Origin of the sequence: Franconibacter daqui (assembly GCF_014644275.1) — a bacterium.
Taxonomy (GTDB): domain Bacteria; phylum Pseudomonadota; class Gammaproteobacteria; order Enterobacterales; family Enterobacteriaceae; genus Franconibacter; species Franconibacter pulveris.
In genome coordinates this window covers 125,765-143,773 of record NZ_BMKJ01000002.1, presented here as the reverse complement: position 1 = coordinate 143,773, position 18,009 = coordinate 125,765, and the positions used below count along the sequence as shown (strand labels likewise).

17 protein-coding genes, 1 other RNA gene and 1 pseudogene are annotated in these 18,009 nt (G+C 52.5%); 13 read left to right on the top strand and 6 right to left on the bottom strand.

Features of this window, described 5'->3' with window-relative positions; translation table 11 throughout:
* Window positions 1-97 precede the first annotated feature (97 nt).
* The 3 genes from IEX01_RS10015 to IEX01_RS10005 all read left to right on the top strand — a co-directional run bounded on the left by IEX01_RS10015 (window position 98) and on the right by IEX01_RS10005 (window position 2,085).
* Window positions 98-799 carry a pirin family protein gene (locus IEX01_RS10015; RefSeq protein ID WP_024556477.1) on the top strand — a complete coding sequence of 234 codons (702 nt, stop codon included), beginning with the start codon at window positions 98-100 and terminating at the stop codon, window positions 797-799.
* Window positions 800-827: 28 nt separating this feature from the next.
* Complete coding sequence (locus tag IEX01_RS21945) at window positions 828-992, top strand: protein YhaL (protein WP_505675176.1); 165 nt, start codon at window positions 828-830, stop codon at window positions 990-992.
* Window positions 993-1,191: 199 nt separating this feature from the next.
* Window positions 1,192-2,085, top strand: coding sequence for a helix-turn-helix transcriptional regulator (locus IEX01_RS10005; RefSeq protein ID WP_024560977.1), 894 nt, complete (start codon window positions 1,192-1,194; stop codon window positions 2,083-2,085).
* A 61-nt stretch (window positions 2,086-2,146) separates the two neighbouring features.
* Here the strand turns inward: IEX01_RS10005 and IEX01_RS10000 are convergent, their stop codons facing one another.
* Complete coding sequence (locus IEX01_RS10000) at window positions 2,147-3,268, bottom strand: ribosomal protein uL16 3-hydroxylase (protein ID WP_024559535.1); 1,122 nt, start codon at window positions 3,266-3,268, stop codon at window positions 2,147-2,149.
* A 907-nt stretch (window positions 3,269-4,175) separates the two neighbouring features.
* An RNA gene (gene rnpB / locus IEX01_RS09995) (RNase P RNA component class A) lies at window positions 4,176-4,552 on the bottom strand.
* A 62-nt stretch (window positions 4,553-4,614) separates the two neighbouring features.
* On the opposite strand from rnpB, the pseudogene IEX01_RS09990 reads away from it, so the two are divergent.
* From IEX01_RS09990 to IEX01_RS09970, 5 genes and pseudogenes are all read left to right on the top strand, one after another.
* A pseudogene (locus IEX01_RS09990) lies at window positions 4,615-4,815 on the top strand (transcriptional regulator); the annotation flags it as partial.
* Between the two features lie 575 nt (window positions 4,816-5,390).
* A complete protein-coding gene (locus IEX01_RS09985) occupies window positions 5,391-5,954 on the top strand; it encodes a fimbrial protein (protein ID WP_024560974.1) in 564 nt (187 codons plus the stop codon).
* Between the two features lie 99 nt (window positions 5,955-6,053).
* Complete coding sequence (locus tag IEX01_RS09980; RefSeq protein ID WP_024559317.1) at window positions 6,054-6,755, top strand: fimbrial biogenesis chaperone; 702 nt, start codon at window positions 6,054-6,056, stop codon at window positions 6,753-6,755.
* A gap of 118 nt (window positions 6,756-6,873) precedes the next feature.
* Window positions 6,874-9,324 (top strand): fimbria/pilus outer membrane usher protein, encoded by a 2,451-nt coding sequence (locus IEX01_RS09975; RefSeq protein WP_444542683.1) that lies wholly within the window; start codon window positions 6,874-6,876, stop codon window positions 9,322-9,324.
* A gap of 10 nt (window positions 9,325-9,334) precedes the next feature.
* Window positions 9,335-10,438, top strand: coding sequence for a fimbrial protein (locus IEX01_RS09970; protein WP_024560972.1), 1,104 nt, complete (start codon window positions 9,335-9,337; stop codon window positions 10,436-10,438).
* A gap of 35 nt (window positions 10,439-10,473) precedes the next feature.
* Here IEX01_RS09970 and rsmI read toward each other — a convergent pair whose 3' ends face one another.
* The gene (gene rsmI / locus IEX01_RS09965) at window positions 10,474-11,334 is read right to left on the bottom strand and encodes a 16S rRNA (cytidine(1402)-2'-O)-methyltransferase (protein ID WP_024559314.1); all 861 of its coding nucleotides are present in this window, start codon (window positions 11,332-11,334) and stop codon (window positions 10,474-10,476) included.
* 63 nt (window positions 11,335-11,397) lie between these two features.
* Here rsmI and IEX01_RS09960 point away from each other — a divergent pair, with 63 nt between their 5' ends.
* The 4 genes from IEX01_RS09960 to dolP are packed head-to-tail and all read left to right on the top strand — an operon-like array spanning window position 11,398 to window position 15,077.
* Window positions 11,398-13,524 carry a penicillin-binding protein activator gene (locus IEX01_RS09960; protein WP_188723780.1) on the top strand — a complete coding sequence of 709 codons (2,127 nt, stop codon included), beginning with the start codon at window positions 11,398-11,400 and terminating at the stop codon, window positions 13,522-13,524.
* Window positions 13,482-13,877, top strand: coding sequence for a YraN family protein (locus IEX01_RS09955; protein WP_188723779.1), 396 nt, complete (start codon window positions 13,482-13,484; stop codon window positions 13,875-13,877). Before IEX01_RS09960 ends, IEX01_RS09955 begins: the two co-directional genes overlap by 43 nt.
* Window positions 13,878-13,901: 24 nt before the next feature.
* Window positions 13,902-14,492: a DnaA initiator-associating protein DiaA gene (diaA, locus tag IEX01_RS09950; RefSeq protein ID WP_024559311.1), complete on the top strand. Its 591-nt coding sequence runs from the start codon at window positions 13,902-13,904 to the stop codon at window positions 14,490-14,492.
* 9 nt (window positions 14,493-14,501) lie between these two features.
* Entirely contained in the window at window positions 14,502-15,077 is a 576-nt protein-coding gene (gene dolP / locus IEX01_RS09945) for a division/outer membrane stress-associated lipid-binding lipoprotein (protein ID WP_024559310.1), read from the top strand.
* Between the two features lie 45 nt (window positions 15,078-15,122).
* On the opposite strand, the gene IEX01_RS09940 is transcribed toward dolP, so the two are convergent.
* Window positions 15,123-16,160 (bottom strand): permease, encoded by a 1,038-nt coding sequence (locus IEX01_RS09940; protein WP_188723778.1) that lies wholly within the window; start codon window positions 16,158-16,160, stop codon window positions 15,123-15,125.
* A 75-nt stretch (window positions 16,161-16,235) separates the two neighbouring features.
* Window positions 16,236-16,886: an NAD-dependent epimerase/dehydratase family protein gene (locus IEX01_RS09935; protein ID WP_024559308.1), complete on the bottom strand. Its 651-nt coding sequence runs from the start codon at window positions 16,884-16,886 to the stop codon at window positions 16,236-16,238.
* 143 nt (window positions 16,887-17,029) lie between these two features.
* Between IEX01_RS09935 and IEX01_RS09930 the strand changes: the two genes are divergently transcribed.
* Complete coding sequence (locus IEX01_RS09930; RefSeq protein ID WP_024559307.1) at window positions 17,030-17,548, top strand: type 1 glutamine amidotransferase domain-containing protein; 519 nt, start codon at window positions 17,030-17,032, stop codon at window positions 17,546-17,548.
* Here IEX01_RS09930 and IEX01_RS09925 read toward each other — a convergent pair.
* Complete coding sequence (locus tag IEX01_RS09925) at window positions 17,528-17,974, bottom strand: YhbP family protein (protein WP_024560969.1); 447 nt, start codon at window positions 17,972-17,974, stop codon at window positions 17,528-17,530. The genes IEX01_RS09930 and IEX01_RS09925 overlap by 21 nt on opposite strands.
* Between the last annotated feature and the right edge of the window lie 35 nt (window positions 17,975-18,009).

The window sequence follows — 18,009 nt, the reverse complement described above, 5'->3', positions numbered from 1 at the left end:
CTCATTCAGGAAATTTGAACATAGGCAGCAGATTAACTGGCTAACATTGCACCGTCCAGACCTTTACCATAAAAGCAAGTAAAGAGAGGTCAAGAACATGATTACGACGAGAACAGCCAAACAGTGCGGGCAAGCTGACTATGGATGGCTGCAGGCTCGCTATACCTTTTCCTTTGGACACTACTTCGACCCGAAACTGCTGGGCTACGCGTCCCTGCGCGTGCTTAATCAGGAGGTGTTGGCGCCCGGCGCCGCCTTCCAGCCACGCACCTACCCGAAAGTGGATATTCTGAACCTCATTCTGGAAGGTGAAGCGGAATACCGCGACAGCGAAGGCAACCATGTGCAGGCGAAAGCCGGCGATGCGCTGCTGCTCTCCACGCAGCCTGGCATCAGCTACAGCGAACATAACCTGAGCAAGGATAAATCGCTCACCCGTATGCAGCTCTGGCTCGATGCCTGCCCCGAGCGGGAAAACCCGGCGGTGCAGAAAATAACGCTGGCGGAGGCGGCACGCCAGCTTATCGCTTCGCCAGACGGCGCAGAGCAGAGTTTGCAGTTGCGCCAGCAGGTCTGGCTGCATCACATTGAGCTGGATAAAGGCGAACGGCTCGATTTTACGCTGCACGGGCCGCGCGCCTATTTGCAGTCTATCCACGGCCAGTTTCATGCCGTGACGCCTGCGGAAGAGAAAGAAGCGCTCGCCTGCGGCGACGGCGCGTTTATTCGCGACGAAGCTAATTTGACCATTGTTGCCGATACGCCGCTGCGCGCATTGTTGATTGATTTACCGGTGTAACCCGCCGTTCAAACGTATTGAATAGATTATGAAAACCATGAAAAGCTCAGAAATGAAGACTCATCAACCGGCTACGCTTGCCGCACCGTTGTCTGAACATCGCGAATTTAATGTCGAGCACATGCTCAGCGAACTGGAAGCGATTGTTGAAGACGCGCAGGTACGCCTTGCTGAAGAAGAAGCGGCGGCGTAATTCCCTCCTCAGGCAGCGACCTCCGTGGCTGCCTGTTTCTATCACAGCATCAAAATCCCCTCATCTTTTTGCTCTTTTGTGTCGATATAGATTTCAGAGTGACGCGGCCTGTCATTCGTCGCCGTTATAGTTTCCTTTTGTGACGACGAGATTAACGCTGCGGACATTTGTTTGCGCCGAACACAGAGTAAGGAAAAGTATGAGCAGCGAAGCGAAAGCAGCGAAGCATCAGATTCTGATTGAGCGGCTGTCTGGCATTTTCGAGCGGCTTTACCAGGGAAAAACGCTGGATAAAAACTGGCTGTGCGAAACGTACGCCATCACCCCCCGCACTGCCTACCGGGATATTTCCCGCATTGCCCACCTCGTGGATGAGATTTCGCCCGGCAAATATCGTCTGGCGGCGACGCTTCAGCCCGGCCTGAGCTACTCCCAGCTAAGCGAATTCGCCCAGCTTACCGATGTGGCGAAACTCTTTCCCGACGCTGATGGTAAAAAGCTGCGCGAAGCGCTTAACCACCGTGAGACCCTGATGATTAAGGGCAACAGCACGCGCAATAACAGCGCGGTTGAAAGCGTCCTGCACGATTTAAAACAAGCCATCGCCAGGCGGCAACTGGTGGGATTCACCTATAAAAGCAAACCCCGGCTGGCGCAACCTTATAAGCTGATTAATCAAAGCGGGCTTTGGTACCTGGCCGCCTGCGAAGCGGAGAGAATGAAGGCGTTCGAACTGGCGAAAATTCAACGGCTACAGGTTTACCCGCAAACCTTTGTCATGGAGACAGCGCGGCTTAACGCTATCCATGAAGAGAACGGCATCTGGTTTGGTGAACGGACTACCGTTGTGCTGGAAGCAACGCCCAAAGCGGCCAGTTATCTGCAACGTCGTCCCCTGTTCCCGCATCAGCAGATTGAACGCACCCACCCTAACGGCGGCGTTACGTTATCGACCTCGGTGACAGACCCGCAGTTGCTGTTCCGCTGGGTGCGCTACTGGCTGCCGGAAATCCGCATCGTTTCGCCCACCGCCTGGCAGGAAAAATTCGTCAGCGAATTGCAACAGCACGCCGCTGAACTGACGCCGGCGTAGTAAGAAAAAACCCTACCCCGCGGCGCTGCGGGGTGGGGTTTCTGATGGCGCTGTGTTGCTGTTACTCGTCGAAGTACCAGTACCCCTGGTTCACCAGTTCGGTTAACTCCGCCATAAATACAGGGTTATCAACCGCTTCGCCTAGCTCTTGCTGGCTGATTAAGGTGTAACGGCATAGCGCATCGGCGGCTTTCAGGTCAGCCGTCTCCAGCCGCTCGCTATTGATAAAAATGGTCTCGTCAACGTTCAGCACCCGCAGCCCGTTCAGGCGCGTCAGCACTTCCCCGGCCTTCAGGGCTTCGACAATCTCTTGCGTTGCGTAAGGCGGCTCAGCAGGCGCGATGTCCAGTTCGTGGCGCGGCGTGGTGATGAAGCGGCCAAACCACTGTTTAAAATCGGCGGGCTGGTTGATCATGGCGATCATCATTTCACGCAGGCGATCCAGCTCATACGCTTCCACCCGGCCCGGATGTTCCCGGCAGGTTAAATCCGGATCGCTGTAATGCTCGCCGCCGAGGTCGTTTTCCAGCGCGTAGTCGGCGAAACTGCTCACCAGATCCCTGCCGTTTGGCCCGCGGAAACCGACAGAATAGTTCAACGCGGTTTCATGCGTGACGCCATCGTGTGGAAAGCCGGGCGGAATATAGAGGATGTCGCCCGGCTCCAGATCTTCATCAATAATCGGGGTGAACGGGTCAACGTGAAGCAGCGCCGGGTGCGGACAAAACTGCCGCATCGGCAGCTTGTCGCCCACGCGCCAACGGCGACTGCCCATCCCCTGAATGATGAACACATCATACTGATCGATATGCGGACCCACGCCGCCGCCGGGAACGGAGAAAGAGATCATCAGGTCATCCAGACGCCAGTCGGGCAGCGCGCGGAACGGGCGCACCAGCTCGGCAGACGGCGCGTGCCAGTGGTTGACGGCCTGCGCCAGCAGCGACCAGCCGGTTTCGCCCAGATTATCGAAATCTTCAAACGGCCCGTTACTGGCCTGCCACTGGCCGTGCTTAAAACTCACCAGCCGGCTATCCACTTCCGCCTCCATCGCAAGCCCGGCCAGCTCGTCCGGCGTGATGGGGTCGATAAAATTCGCAAACGCGCGCTTCAGGACGACAGGTTTTTTCTGCCAGTAAGTTGCCAAGAATTCGGGCCAGTTAAGGTTGAGTTGATAAGCCATCGCTTTAGACCAGTAAGAAGAAAAACGGGCCTGATTATAGAGAGACGAAGCGCCGGGCCGCTTTGTCATTGGTCAAAGCCGCACCATTATGAGTGGGCGGATAACGCTTCGCTCGCCATACGTTACGCGAAGGCGCTACGCGGACGCTCATCCATCTTGTGCGCCAGTTAAGCAATGTGTGAAGCTGACCGGTAAGCCGCTTTCTTTTGGGTATAGCGTCGTGGACAGTCATTCATCTTCCAGCCGCTTAAAAAGCAAAACCCCGCCGGAGCGGGGCTTTTAATGTGTGAAGCTGACCGGTAAGCCACTTTCTTTTGGGTATAGCGTCGTGGACAGTCATTCATCCTCCACCCGCTGAAAAAGCAAAGCCCCGCCGAAGCGGGGCTTTTAATGTGTGAAGCTGACCGGTAAGCCGCTTTCTTTTGGGTATAGCGTCGTGGACAGTCATTCATCTTCCAGCCGCTGAAAAAGCAAAACCCCGCCGAAGCGGGGCTTTTAATGTGTGAAGCTGAATGGTAAGCCGCTTTCTTTTGGGTATAGCGTCGTGGACAGTCATTCATCTTCCAGCCGCTTAAAAAGCAATGTGTGAAGCTGACCGGTAAGCCGCTTTCTTTTGGGTATAGCGTCGTGGACAGTCATTCATCTTCCAGCCGCTTAAAAAGCAAAACCCCGCCGAAGCGGGGCTTTTAATGTGTGAAGCTGAATGGTAAGCCGCTTTCTTTTGGGTATAGCGTCGTGGACAGTCATTCATCTTCCACCCGCTGAAAAAGCAAAACCCCGCCGGAGCGGGGTTACTAATGTGTGAAGCTGACCGGTAAGCCGCTTTCTTTTGGGTATAGCGTCGTGGACAATCATTCATCTTCCACCCGCTGAAAAAGCAAAACCCCGCCGAAGCGGGGCTTTTAATGTGTGAAGCTGACCGGTAAGCCGGGTTCTGTCGTGGACAGTCATTCATCTAGGCCAGCAATCGCTCACTGGCTCAAGCAGCCTACCCGGGTTCAGTACGGGCCGTACCATGCGAACCCCTATTTGGCCTTGCTCCGGGTGGAGTTTACCGTGCCGCGAACTGTTGCCAGCCGCGCGGTGCGCTCTTACCGCACCCTTTCACCCTTACCTGATCCCGCTTGCGCGGGCCATCGGCGGTCTACTCTCTGTTGCACTGGTCGTGGGCTTGCGCCCCCCAGGCGTTACCTGGCACCCTGCCCTATGGAGCCCGGACTTTCCTCCCCTTCGCCCGTCTCCCCGAAAGGACGACGACGAAGCGGCGACTGTCTGGTCAGCTTCGGCGCAGGAGTATAGAGGGTTTACGCTCGCCTGTCACGCGCGCCCGTTCTCTTTGCGCATTGCTGACAGAAAGCGGGAACCTGGAAGCGAGGCTGGAAGAGCGTTACCCGCTGGCGAGCGCCCCGAAAAAACGCATTGCGCACGCCGCCATCACCGAAGGAATGGCAGAAATTCTCGACAGCGGCGGCACAACGCTGCTGATTACCAGTCAACTGCTGAAAATGAACAATATCACTGTGATTAAGAATAGCCTGCCAGCAGCTTCTCTCTGTCGATGGAGGAGAGTGATTGCGTTATTTCCGCTCAAGGCATCACTAAAAAAATAAGGCTGGGCTGAAAAAACCGGCGTTTAATTACGGGTTGTTAGAATATGACAAAATTATTATAGCAGGTATGTAATCCTTAATTAACGATCACCCTAATAGCCCTGTTAGCTAATGAAGCCCTTGATATCAAGGGCTTCATTTCAATACAACGACAAGCTAATTAAATTATTAACAGGATGTTGCCTGCCCTGGTCTACTAATCCTTTAGATGAACCATTAATTACAAAGTAACTATTAAAATGAGTAATTCATTCATATGCCTGATACTCCACTCACAAATATCAAACAGCCTTTAAAAAAGCAAGGTGCAATTTAAATTATAAAGGCTGATGTAAAGGTCGTTTTTTGACCATCTCACCTAAATTTTATCTGTAAAATAGCCTAATCAAACGGACCTTACTATTCAAATAAAAGTAAAATGTTAATATCAGTGTGCAATATTATCTCTACGACAGTTCACCCTAGAACTGAACAATAGAATAAATCAGCAATCATAAATAAGGATAGTTTATATGAACCTTTCTACAAGAGTTGCTCTTGGAGGCTTATTATCGCTATTAATAAGCTCTGCTCAGGCGGTGGATGGTACCATTGAATTCAATGGCGCAATTATGACTGATACTTGTACCATTGACACCACTGATGGTGTTGTCAACGTTGAATTAGGATCCTATGCTGCAAACCAATTCCAGTATCCGGGCGATAAAAGCCCCACCATTCCGTTTTCAATTCCATTGAAGAATTGTCCTACAACTGCATGGAAACATATTGATGGCACCACTGACGCCTCTTTCCAGATTTGGCTGCAAACCGCCGAAACGGTAGGTGAAAACAACGATATGGTTAAACCTGCATCTATGGATACAGCCGCAACAGGTGTTGGTATCAAAATAGAAACAGCAAATGGAACTCCGCTTGCCCTGAATAAGCTGACAACGCCCGCAGTAAAATTTCCGATTACTGCAGGAAGCATGAATCTTGATCTTGCTGCTTATTATAAATCGCTCGTCGAAGCTTCCGACATCACGGCCGGTGAAGCCGACGGTGTTGTCGATATCACTTTTGATTACCGTTAATTAAGTTAACTAAAGCGCATCATCTCAGACGCCTGTTATAAGGTGTTTTGATGATGCCTTTAGTCTTTATTTATTAAATAAATACATTTGAAAGCGCAAATGCAAAAACAATTATTTATGCAACCTATAATCGCCTTGCTGCTTTTTTGGGCGTTGACCTCTTCCTGCTATGCAGGAGGCATCGTACTTGGTCAAACACGCGTGATTTACTATGCGGACAAAAAAGAAGCGGCTCTGCCGGTTACTAATAACGCCAGAACCATGCCTTTCTTGCTTCAATCCTGGGTTGAAAATGAAAAAGGTAATTCCCGAGGGCCTTTTATTGTGACTCCGCCATTATTCCGAATCAATGGTGGAGAAAGCTCAACCCTCAGGATAATTAAAACTGATGCTTCACTACCTGAAGACAGAGAATCTTTATTTTATATTGATGTCCGCGCAATCCCTGCCTCCAGCGTGTCTGACACCAACAAAAATCTGTTAACTCTTGTGGTAAAAACAAGAATTAAACTTTTTTATCGCCCGGGCACGCTAAAAGATAAAGCTGTTGACGCGTATAAAAAGCTGCAATTTAATCGCACCCAGGACACGTTATATATATATAACCCTACTGAATATTTCGTTGTGTTTAGTGGCCTATCCATAGGCAATACTGAGTTAACTGATAAAATTGATTTTATTTCGCCAGGCGAACATAAAAAACTGCCTGTTCCAGTCGCTTCGGGAAGCATTATTAAATGGGCTGCGATAAATGATTATGGTGGTGTAACACAAACACTGACGCGCTCCATACAAGAATAAATGAGAATTGGGAGTTAATATCAGAGTGAATGGATGCATTCGTTTAAGTAAGGTTGTCTTACGTTATACTTATAGCCAGCGACGCGCTTTTTATGCATACGCCTTTAAAACCATAGTAATGACATGGGGATTGAGCTGTTCTGTCTATATCACTTCCCTCAGGGCAGAAACCTTTTATTTCGACCCCAGATTACTGGAAACTAAAAATAGTGGTTTCCAACCTGTCGATCTATCTCTTTTTTCAAAAGAGAGAGTTCAATTACCGGGAAACTATATTGTTGACATTTATGTTAACAATAAAAAGAAAACACGTCGCCAGATTTATTTTGCAGCGGCTAAAAACGGTTCTCTGCTACCACAATTTACCCCCGCGATTCTTTATGAATTAGGTATTAAAGTAGAAGATATTACGGCGCTTAATTCGTTGGACAGTCAGCAAGTTATCCCTGATATAGCTTCATATATACCAGGCATGTCCGCTAATTTTGATATTAATCATAATAAACTCGATGTAAGCGTTCCGCAGATTTTCCTTCACTATCAAGCCAGAGGATATATTGATCCTGCCCGTTGGGACAGCGGTATGCCAGTTGCTTTCACTAACTATACTTTTTCAGGCTCTCATTCTCGTGTCAGTAATAGCGGAAGTAGTGAAAGACAATATTTGAATATGCAAAATGGCGTAAATGTTGGTGTATGGAGAATACGAAATTATTCAACATGGACTCATGACGCCGATAAATCGCATTGGAATAGCATCAATACCTGGCTTCAGCGTGATATAAAAATCCTTAAATCTCAGTTAGTTATTGGTGAAAGCGCAACGTCAGGGGTAACTTTTCCTAGCTATTTATTTACCGGTGTCCAGCTGGCATCTGATGAGAATATGCAACCTAACAGCCTGAGAGGGTTTGCTCCAACAATTCGGGGAATCGCTAATTCAAGCGCTATCGTCACGGTTAAACAGAATGGCTTTACCATTTATCAAAATAATGTTGCGCCTGGCACTTTCGAAATCAATGACCTTTCTCCCACTTCATTTAGCGGCGATCTGGAGGTAACAATTGAAGAAGCTGACGGTTCTATAAGACGTTTCATTCAACCTTACTCTACACTCGCCGTTATGCAGCGGCCTGGTAAGATTAAATACAGTATTACAACAGGTCGTTACCGCGCCGCGGAAAACGAAAACAGCACACGCGAGCCTGAATTCATTGAAGGTAACGCAAGTTATGGCGTCACTAACATGCTGACTCTGTATGGCGGCGGATTGGTTTCTCAGAATTACCAGGCCGTAGGCATCGGTGCCGGGACAGGGCTTGCTCAATTGGGTTCGTTATCGACGGATTTTGGCCGTGCTGATTCGACCCTTTATGACGGGAAAAAAAATACCGGCTATCTCTGGCGAGCGCAATATATAAAAGATTTTGATAAGACCGGAACGACTATTTCCCTCAACTATTATCGATATCTTAACGATGGTTATTTTGATTTTTCTGAGTCAAACCAGAAAGATTATCAAGAAGACGAACGCTCGCATGACCAGCTGCAGATCAGTTTAAACCAACCATTACTGGATGGCTTGAGTTTCTATGCCTCTGGCTACCAACAAACTTATTGGAACAGTAATCGTCGGGATAAAAACATTTCTCTTGGACTCAGTGGCAGCTTATCATCAATAAGTTATAACTTGTCATATCAATATAACGATTATTCAACCGAAAATAACGATCAAATTATATCTTTCAATATGAGCATACCGCTGGACTATTGGCTACCGCACACCAGAGCAACCTATCGCCTGACCAATGATAATAATGGCGCTACTCAGCATGAGGTTGGGCTCAATGGCACATTACTGAATGATGGAAGACTGAATTACACTTTACTTCAGCGCCATTCGGATAACGGTACAGGTAATAGCAGTAGCCTGTATACTTCCTATCGTTCAGCGTATGGCACGCTGACAGCAGGTTATGAATATGGCGAAGCTAATCGCCAGTTGAATTATGGCTTAGCTGGCGGAATAGTTGCGCATCCGGAAGGCGTTACATTATCCCAGCCGTTAGGCAGCGCATTCGCGATAATAGATGCTAACGGAGCAGCAAACATACGCATCCAAAATTATCCGGGCGTTGCAACGGATTATTTTGGTTACGCCGTGATCCCTTTCTTGACTGCCTACCAGGAAAATCGAATTACATTAGATACTACAACATTACCTGATGATGTTGATATTTCCGATAATGTAGTCACCGTTATCCCCGATAAAGGCGCGGCGGTATCTGCCCATTTTAACAGCCATATCGGCCATCGTCTTTTACTGACGCTATACCAAACGGATGGCTCTCCGGTACCTTTTGGAGCGATAGCCAATAATGAAGCACAGCTACAGGAAAGTATAGTTGATGAAGGTGGGGTACTTTATTTGAGTGGTATAAATGAAAAACCTCAAGTCTGGCATATAAAATGGGGACAATCTCCCTCCCAACACTGCACGGTTACTGTCAGTCTGCCAGCCAGTAAATCTGTCAATGCAATCAGCCGAGAAAGCGCAACCTGCCATTAAGGAAACTATAATGCTGTCTAAAAAGGGCCCACTTCTAAAAACGTTATTCGCTTTTTTTATATTTATTACCGCATCCTATAGTACATCATTGATTGCTTCTACGGGTGGATGTGCGGCTGATAGCGGCGTTAAACCCTGGCTGTCACCCATTGAGCGCGACTGGCGCAAAGAAGATAATATGATTGGTTTCGAAGACGTTATCGATACTTCAGGCGTGGGCGGTAGTTATAAACTAAGCTGTAACTGTCCAGCGGGCTCAAAAGTCAATATCTATTACGCGGCGGTCAGCAATTTACCTACTGGCCATGGCAATAATTACTATAAGCTTAATGATAGCCTTGATATTGCAACGACTATCAATGATATTCCTGGCGTAGGCCCCACGCAGATCCCTATAAGCCTGAACGCTCCTAAAATGGGAGTAGGCAGCTTTTCCGCTAATGACAATAATAGCGTCTGTACTAATGATGCTCCGGATAAACACGCCGCCCCCGTTACGATAGGATCAAGCGTCACATTTAAGTTGTACGTAACGCGACCATTCCTTGGAGAGTTAATCATTCCTGAAACAAAAATCTTCACTCTTCAGTCAGCATGGAGCAATAATACAGCCGCACCAAAAGGAAATATGTTTGCAGACACAGCGACTATTTCTATACAGGGTAAAGTGACCGTTCCACAGTCATGTGAAATTAATCAAGGCACAACTATTCAGGTAAATATGGGTTTTATTCCGGCAAAAAACTTTACTACCAAAAATGGCGCCCCGGATGATTACCCTCCGGTTGAATTTAATATCCTCTATGACTGTGGAGATATCACTAATATACATAATCAACTGGATATGGAAATACAAGGTGATGAGGTTAATAGTAACGGACTGTTAATTGCGAGGCACAGGGAAAGTGATAATAAGCCCGATGTTGGTATAAAAATGTATGAAGTAACTCAGGGCGGCAATACAGTCGTTCCTTTCAATAAAGGGCTTATTTTATTGGATAAATCAGGAAAGGGTAGTGCCCAGATGCGCGTGGAGCCCATCAATCTTATTGGTGGAGCGCTTGCTTCCGGACCGTTTCACGGAACCGCAACGATTACCGTCATCGTAAGATAAATTTTGGGGCAGCGAGCCTGCTGCCCCCTGTATATTTATTCCTGCTGCTCCAGTGCGTACTTGTAAAGCGCATTTTTCTTCACGCCGTGAATCTCCGCGGCCAGCGCAGCGGCTTTTTTTAGCGGCAGTTCGGCCTGAAGCAGCGCCAGGGTGCGCAGCGCATCGGCGGGAAGCTCTTCTTCCTGCGCTTTAAATCCTTCAACGATCAGCACCATTTCACCCTTACGGCGGTTTTCATCTTCCCGCACCCAGGCGAGCAGCTCCCCCGCCGGCGCGCCGTGAATCGACTCCCAGGTTTTAGTGAGTTCGCGGGCGAGCACCACGTAACGGTTCTCCCCTAATACGTCGCGCAGATCCTGCAGGCTGTCCAGCAGGCGATGGGTGGATTCGTAGAAAATCAGGGTGCGCGGCTCCTGCTCAAGCGCTTTGAGCGCATCGCGGCGGCCTTTCGGTTTTGCAGGCAGAAAGCCTTCATAGCAAAAGCGATCGGAAGGGAGGCCGGCTGCGGAAAGCGCAGCGATAGCCGCACAGGGTCCTGGCAGCGGCACGACGCGGATCCCCGCTTCGCGGCAGGCGCGCACAAGATGGTAGCCCGGGTCATTAATCAGCGGCGTTCCGGCGTCGGAAACCAGCGCGATAGTTTGCCCTTCACGCAATTTCGCTATCAGCGTTTCCGCCTTTTGCTGCTCATTGTGGTCGTGGAGTGCGAACAGGCGCGCATTAATCGCAAAATGCTGTAACAGCAGGCCGGTATGACGAGTATCTTCTGCGGCAATCAGATCGACGGATTGCAACACTGTCAGGGCGCGTTGCGTAATGTCGCCGAGATTGCCGATTGGCGTCGGGACAATATAGAGCTGGCCTTGAGAATTCTCCGCCGAATCGTGTTGTTTCATTGTTTAGTCCGTATTGCCGATTTAAAATTGAACATTAGCGATAAAAAACTCACTGGATACAGTATGGTACCGTCTAAATTTGTTCGTTCGAAGGCCGCGCGCTGCCTGCCCGTTGTGCTGGCAGCGTTGTTTTTTGCAGGCTGTGGCACCCAGACGCCGGATCAAACCGCCGCGCATATGCAGGGGGAAACGCAGGCGGATTCTGGCTACTACCTGCATCAAATGCAGCAGAGCACAGATGATAGCAAGACCAACTGGCAATTACTCGCCATACGTGCCCTGCTTAAAGAGGGCAAAAGCCAACATGCGCTGGAGCTGTTTAACCAGTTGCCCCAGACGCTGACCGACGAACAGCGCCGCGAACAGGCTTTGCTGGCGGTGGAGCTTAAAGTCGCTCAGCAAGATTTCGCCGCCGCCAGCACGCTGCTGGGCAATCTCAACCCGGCTGACCTTAACCCATCGCAGCAGGCGCGTTACTACCAGGCGCAAATCACCGTCAGTCAGGGTCGCCCTTCTCTCGCCCTGCTGCGCGCGCTGATAGCGCAGGAGCCGCTGCTTCAGGGCGCGGATAAGCAGAAAAATATCGACGCCACCTGGCAGGCGCTGTCTCAAATGACTCCGGAGCAGGCGCGCGCGCTGGTGATTAACGCCGATGAAAATACGCTGCAAGGCTGGCTCGACTTACAACGCGTCTGGTTTGATAACCGCAACGATCCAAACATGATGAAGGCGGGCATTAAAGACTGGCAAACCCGTTATCCGCAAAACCCAGGCGCGCAGATGCTGCCAACCCAACTGGTAAATGTGGAGAACTTCAAACCCGCCTCTACCGAAAAAATCGCGCTGCTGCTGCCGCTGAACGGCCAGGCGGCTGTCTTTGGCCGCGCCATCCAGCAAGGTTTTGAAGCAGCGAAAAACGCAGGCGCCGCACCGGTTGGCGCGCCTGCGCAATCCCAGCCGCCTGCAGCGCAACCCGCGTCTGTTTCCACGCCTCAGGCAACCCCTGTCGCGGCCGGTGCTGTTGCAAGCCCGGCCAGCGCGCCGGTTAATGATTTAACGAATGAGCCTGCCGCCGAACAACCTGCGCTTGAACCCGGTCCGGGCGCAGAGCAGCCAGCCGCGCAAGGGCAGCCTGCGACAGAAGCTCAGCAGGTTACCGCTGGCGGGCAACCTTCGCCTCAGCAAACCGCGGCGTCAACGCCTGCTAACCCTTCGGCAGAGCTGAAGGTTTACGACACCAGCTCGCAGCCGCTTACTCAAATCCTCAACCAGGTGCAGCAGGATGGCGCAAGCATCGTAGTCGGCCCGCTGCTGAAGGAGAAAGTGGATGAAGTTATCCGCAGCAACACGCCGCTGAATGTGCTGGCGCTTAACCAGCCGGAGTCGGTGCAGAACCGCGCCAACATCTGTTACTTCGCGCTTTCCCCGGAAGATGAAGCTCGCGACGCCGCCAACCATATCTGGCAGGAAGGCCATCGCGCGCCGCTGGTGCTGGTGCCGCAAAGCGCGCTGGGCGACCGCGTTACCAACGCTTTCGCCGCGCAGTGGCAGCATCTGGGCGGCGGCACAGTGCTGCAGCAGAAATTCGGCTCTGTCGCGGAGCTGAAAATGAACATCAACAGCGGCTCCGGCATAGCGCTGACCGGCAGCCCTGTTACCACCAGCCTGCCGCAGCAGCAGGGCGTCACTATCGGCGGCCTGACTATCCCGGCGCCGCCGACAGATGCTCAGATTACTGCCGGCAGCAGCGGCAATGTGGACGCTGTCTATATCGTCGCCACGAAGGATGAAGTCGCCCTGATCAAACCAATGATCGCCATGCGCAACGGCAGTCACGGCGGCGCGGCGCTTTATGCAAGCTCCCGCAGCGCCCAGAGTAACGCTGGCCCCGATTTCCGTCTGGAAATGGAAGGGCTGCAATATAGCGAAATCCCGATGCTCGCGGGCGGCAACCCGTCGCTGCAGCAGCAAGCGCTTTCCAGCGTCAACAACGATTACTCGCTGGCGCGCCTTTACGCCATGGGCGTGGATGCATGGTCGCTTGCCAATCACTTCTCGCAAATGCGCCAGGTGCCCGGATTCCAGATTAACGGCAATACCGGCGCGCTCACGGCAAATCAGGATTGCGTCATTAACAGGAAGTTAATGTGGCTCAAATACCAGCAAGGACAAATCGTTCCGGTCAACTAAACCGACAGGCCGCAGGCGCGCACTGGGAAAACCGGGCGCGTCAGTGGCTTGAACGCCAGGGGTTGCGCTTCGTCGCAGCCAATGTCCGCGAGCGCTGCGGCGAGATAGACCTGATAATGCGCCAGCAGCACGTCACGGTGTTTGTGGAGGTGCGCTATCGCAAATCCTCTCTGTTCGGCGGGGCCGCCGCCAGCGTCACCCGTAACAAGCAACAGAAATTATTACAAACGGCTCGCTTGTGGCTCGCCCGCCATAATGCGAGTTTTGATACTGTGGATTGCCGGTTTGATGTGTTAGCCTTCACCGGCAATGAAATCGAGTGGATTGTAGACGCGTTTTCCAGCCACTCCTAACACGACGTAATGCAAAGGATAATCGTGCTCGAAAGAATCAAAGTTTGCTTTACGGAAAGCATTCAAACCCAGATAGCAGCCGCGGAGGCGCTCCCGGATGCCATTTCCCGTGCGGCCATGACGCTGGTCCAGTCGCTGCTGAACGGCAACAAAATTCTCTGTTGTGGCAACGGCACTTCCGCCGCCAACGCACAGCATTTTGCTGCCAGCATGATCAATCGCTTCGAAACTGAGCGCCCAAGCTTGCCCGCCATTGCACTTAATACCGATAACGTGGTCTTAACGGCTATCGCTAACGACAGGCTGCACGATGAGGTGTATGCCAAGCAGGTGCGCGCGCTGGGGCATGCTGGCGACGTTTTACTGGCTATTTCCACCCGCGGCAACAGCCGGGATATCGTTAAAGCCGTCGAGGCGGCAGTCACGCGCGATATGACCATCGTCGCCCTCACGGGTTACGACGGCGGCGAGCTGGCGGGGCTGCTCGGCCCGCAGGATGTGGAAATTCGCATCCCTTCCCATCGCAGCGCGCGCATACAGGAAATGCATATGCTGACGGTGAACTGCTTATGCGATCTCATCGATAACACGCTTTTTCCACACCAGGATGACTAAGGAGCACTCATGAAGGCGATTAAGCCCCTCGCTGTCATTATTACCGCGTTACTGTTGCAGGGCTGCATTGCTGCAGCGGTAGTGGGTACGGCCGCCGTGGGAACCAAAGCCGCCACCGACCCGCGTACGGTAGGCACGCAGGTGGATGACGGCACGCTGGAACTGCGCGTAAACAGCGCGCTGGATAAAGACGAACAGCTGAAAAAAGAAGCTCGCGTGAAGGTCACCGCCTATCAGGGCAAAGTCCTGTTGACTGGCCAGACGCCGAACACCGAGCTCGCCTCCCGCGCTAAACAGATAGCGATGGGCGTTGAAGGCACAACAGAAGTCTATAACGAGATCCGCAACGGCCAGCCGATTAGCCTCGGTACCGCCTCAACGGATACCTGGATTACCACCAAAGTCCGCTCCCAGCTATTGGCGAGCGATCAGGTGAAATCGTCGAACGTGAAAGTGACCACCGAAAATGGCGAGGTGTTCCTGCTTGGCCTGGTAACCGAGCGTGAAGGGCGAGCCGCGGCGGATACCGCCAGTCGCGTAAGCGGCGTTAAGCACGTCACCACCGCTTTTACCTACATTAAGTAACTGTACTTCAGCCCTCTCCCGCCCGGGAGAGGGCCACAGCAAAACCTACAGCAGCGCCAGCGTCCCCACGATTACGCCTGAACACATCACCAGCGCTCCGGTAAGCCACAGCGCTTTCGTCGGGAATGCCTTACGCAACATAATGAGCGAAGGCAGGCTGACGGCAGGCAACGTCATCAGCAGCGCCAGCGCGGGCGCTACGCCCATTCCCGCCAGCATCATGGTCTGCACAATCGGAATTTCCGCCGCGGTGGGAATGACAAACAGGCAGCCGACTATCGCCATGGCAATAACCCACATCAGCGTGTTGCCCACGTCGCCGTCCACGTGCGGGAAAAGCCAGACGCGCGCCGCCCCCAGCGCCAGTACCGCCAGCACATAGACCGGGATCGTATTCCAGAAGAGCGTCCACAGCGCCTTGCCCCAGCGGGCCAGAAACGCGCCTTGCGGCTGCGGCTGCGACTCAGGCAGCGTCAGCGTTGGGGCGCCATCATTTTTAACCCAGCGCTGCACCAGCCAGGCGACGCCTGGCACCATCACCAGTCCCACCAGCAAACGCACCAATGCAAAATGCCAGCCCAGCACGAAGCCCATAAACACAAGCGTAGCCGGGTTCAGCAGCGGGTTGCCCAGCCAGAAGGCGAGCGCGCCGCCAATGGAAACCGACTGCCGGCGCATCCCCGCCGCCACGGGCGCCGCGCAGCAGGTACACATCATGCCGGGCAGCGAGAAAAGCGTGCCGATAAGCGTGCCGCGAAAACGCGCCTGTCCCAACGTGCGCATCAGCCAGTCCCGCGGAATAAGCACCTGAATCAGCGAGCCAAGCAGCACGCCCAGCACCGCCGCCTTCCAGACTGCAAGAAAATAGACCATCGCATAATCCAGCGCCGCGCGTAGCGGGTTGGTTTCCGGCTGCGCCAGCAGCGATTTGCCGATGCTGTGCGTTTGGGCCGCGGTAAAGGCTTTGCCGTAATAGGGCTGCCATTTTACGTACCATAAACCCACAATCAGAACGAGAAAGAAAAGCGCAGGTTTCCACAAGGCGTGAGGTTTCAGCGCCAGAGACGAAGACTGACCAGCCATAGCATTCCTCTGGAATTTAAGACGAGGTTAAATAAGCGGCGTCAATACTACGCCCGCGGCGCGGGTTGGGAAAGCTCAATAGATGGATGATTGTTCAGCTTTCTCACGCAATTGACTGGAATCAAGAATGGTGACGTCGCTGTGCCCCGGCGACAGCGCTTCACTCAACAGAGCCCGCGCGACATCGCGTGCGTGGATCGCCCGCCATCGTCCCGGCAGTACCCGAAAAAGCGGCGAGAAAAGCGACTCATTCAGACGTTGTTTCTCCCGGTGACCCAGCAATAGCGAAGGCCGGGCGATAGTGAGGCGCGGCCAGCGCTGTGCTTTCAGTGCCTCCTCCATTTTGCCTTTTACCCGGTTGTAGAAAAATGGCGACTGGGCATTGGCGCCAACGGAACTGACCACCAGCATATGCTTTGCGCCCTGACGCAGCCCGGCGATGCCGGTATCCACCACCAGCGTATAATCGGCAAGCACGAACGCCTCTCTGCTGCCCGCTTCGCGCCGGGTAGTGCCGAGGCAGCAAAAGACAATATCGACCGGGTCGGTGAGCTGAGTCAGCACGTCGGTCAACTGCGGGTCGTGAGGATTGAGCACTTTACGCATCGGTGGCAGCGGACGGCGCGTGGCGGCGATGATTTGCGTAACGCGCGGCTCTTCCACCAGCATTCGCAGCAGATAACCGCCTACTAATCCGGTCGCTCCGGTAATCAACACTCGGCTCATCTCTTTCCCCTTTGCAGAATTCTCTGCCTTGCAATGTCGCGCCCTTCTACCAGGCTTAATAGTCCGTGCTTTAAGTATTCACCATCTGTGGTGAAAACGACCACTAAAGCGCTGACATCTGGAATTACAATAACGGAGGAACTATGAGCAAGAAGATTGCAGTCTTGATCACCGATGAATTTGAAGACTCGGAATTTACTTCTCCGGCCGCGGAGTTCCGCAAAGCGGGACACGAAGTTATCACTATTGAAAAAGAGGCGGGGAAAACGATAACCGGCAAACAGGGCGAAGCGACCGTCACTATTGATAAAGCGATCGATGAAGTTCGCCCGGCGGATTTTGATGCATTGCTGCTGCCAGGCGGCCACTCGCCGGACTCCCTGCGCGGCGATGACCGTTTTGTCACGTTTACCCGTGATTTCGTCAATACCGGCAAGCCGGTTTTCGCTATCTGCCACGGCCCACAGTTGCTTATCAGCGCCGATGTGATCCGCGGGCGTAAGCTCACTGCGGTGAAGCCCATTGTGGTGGATGTAAAAAACGCGGGCGCGGAATTCTATGACCAGGAAGTGGTGGTGGATAAAGACCAGTTGGTTACCAGCCGTACGCCGGACGACCTGCCCGCCTTTAACCGTGAGGCCTTACGCCTGCTCGGGGCCTGACGGCTCCCGCAGCCAGTGAAGCTTTTTGCCAAAGCCCAGAGTGTTGTCGGTAAACTTTATCTCATCAAGACGAATTTCCCATAGCGGGGATGACATGACTCTGGCGACCGGGAAGCGGCGGTTATAGCGTTCACGCCACGCCTCGCTTTCCGGCTTTTCTATCCGTCGCAGCTCACCGCAAAACTGCACGCCGCGAATCAGCGCCACGGTTTTAGGCTGGCCGTTTACCGTTCCTGCCACACGCGCTCTGGCGCCCGCGAGCTGGGCGTGTCGCGTCTTTTCATCGCTTAACAGATAAAACGCCACCCGCTCGCTGTCGTAAATGTAAAAGGCATTAGCGCACCATAAATCGTCTTCCCGACCCACGCAATAAGTCACCACGTGCTGCTTTGTTAGCCAGCGGCTTATGGCCTCAAGGGCATCCATACGCTTCTCCTGCATTGTTCGCATGATGGCTGAAA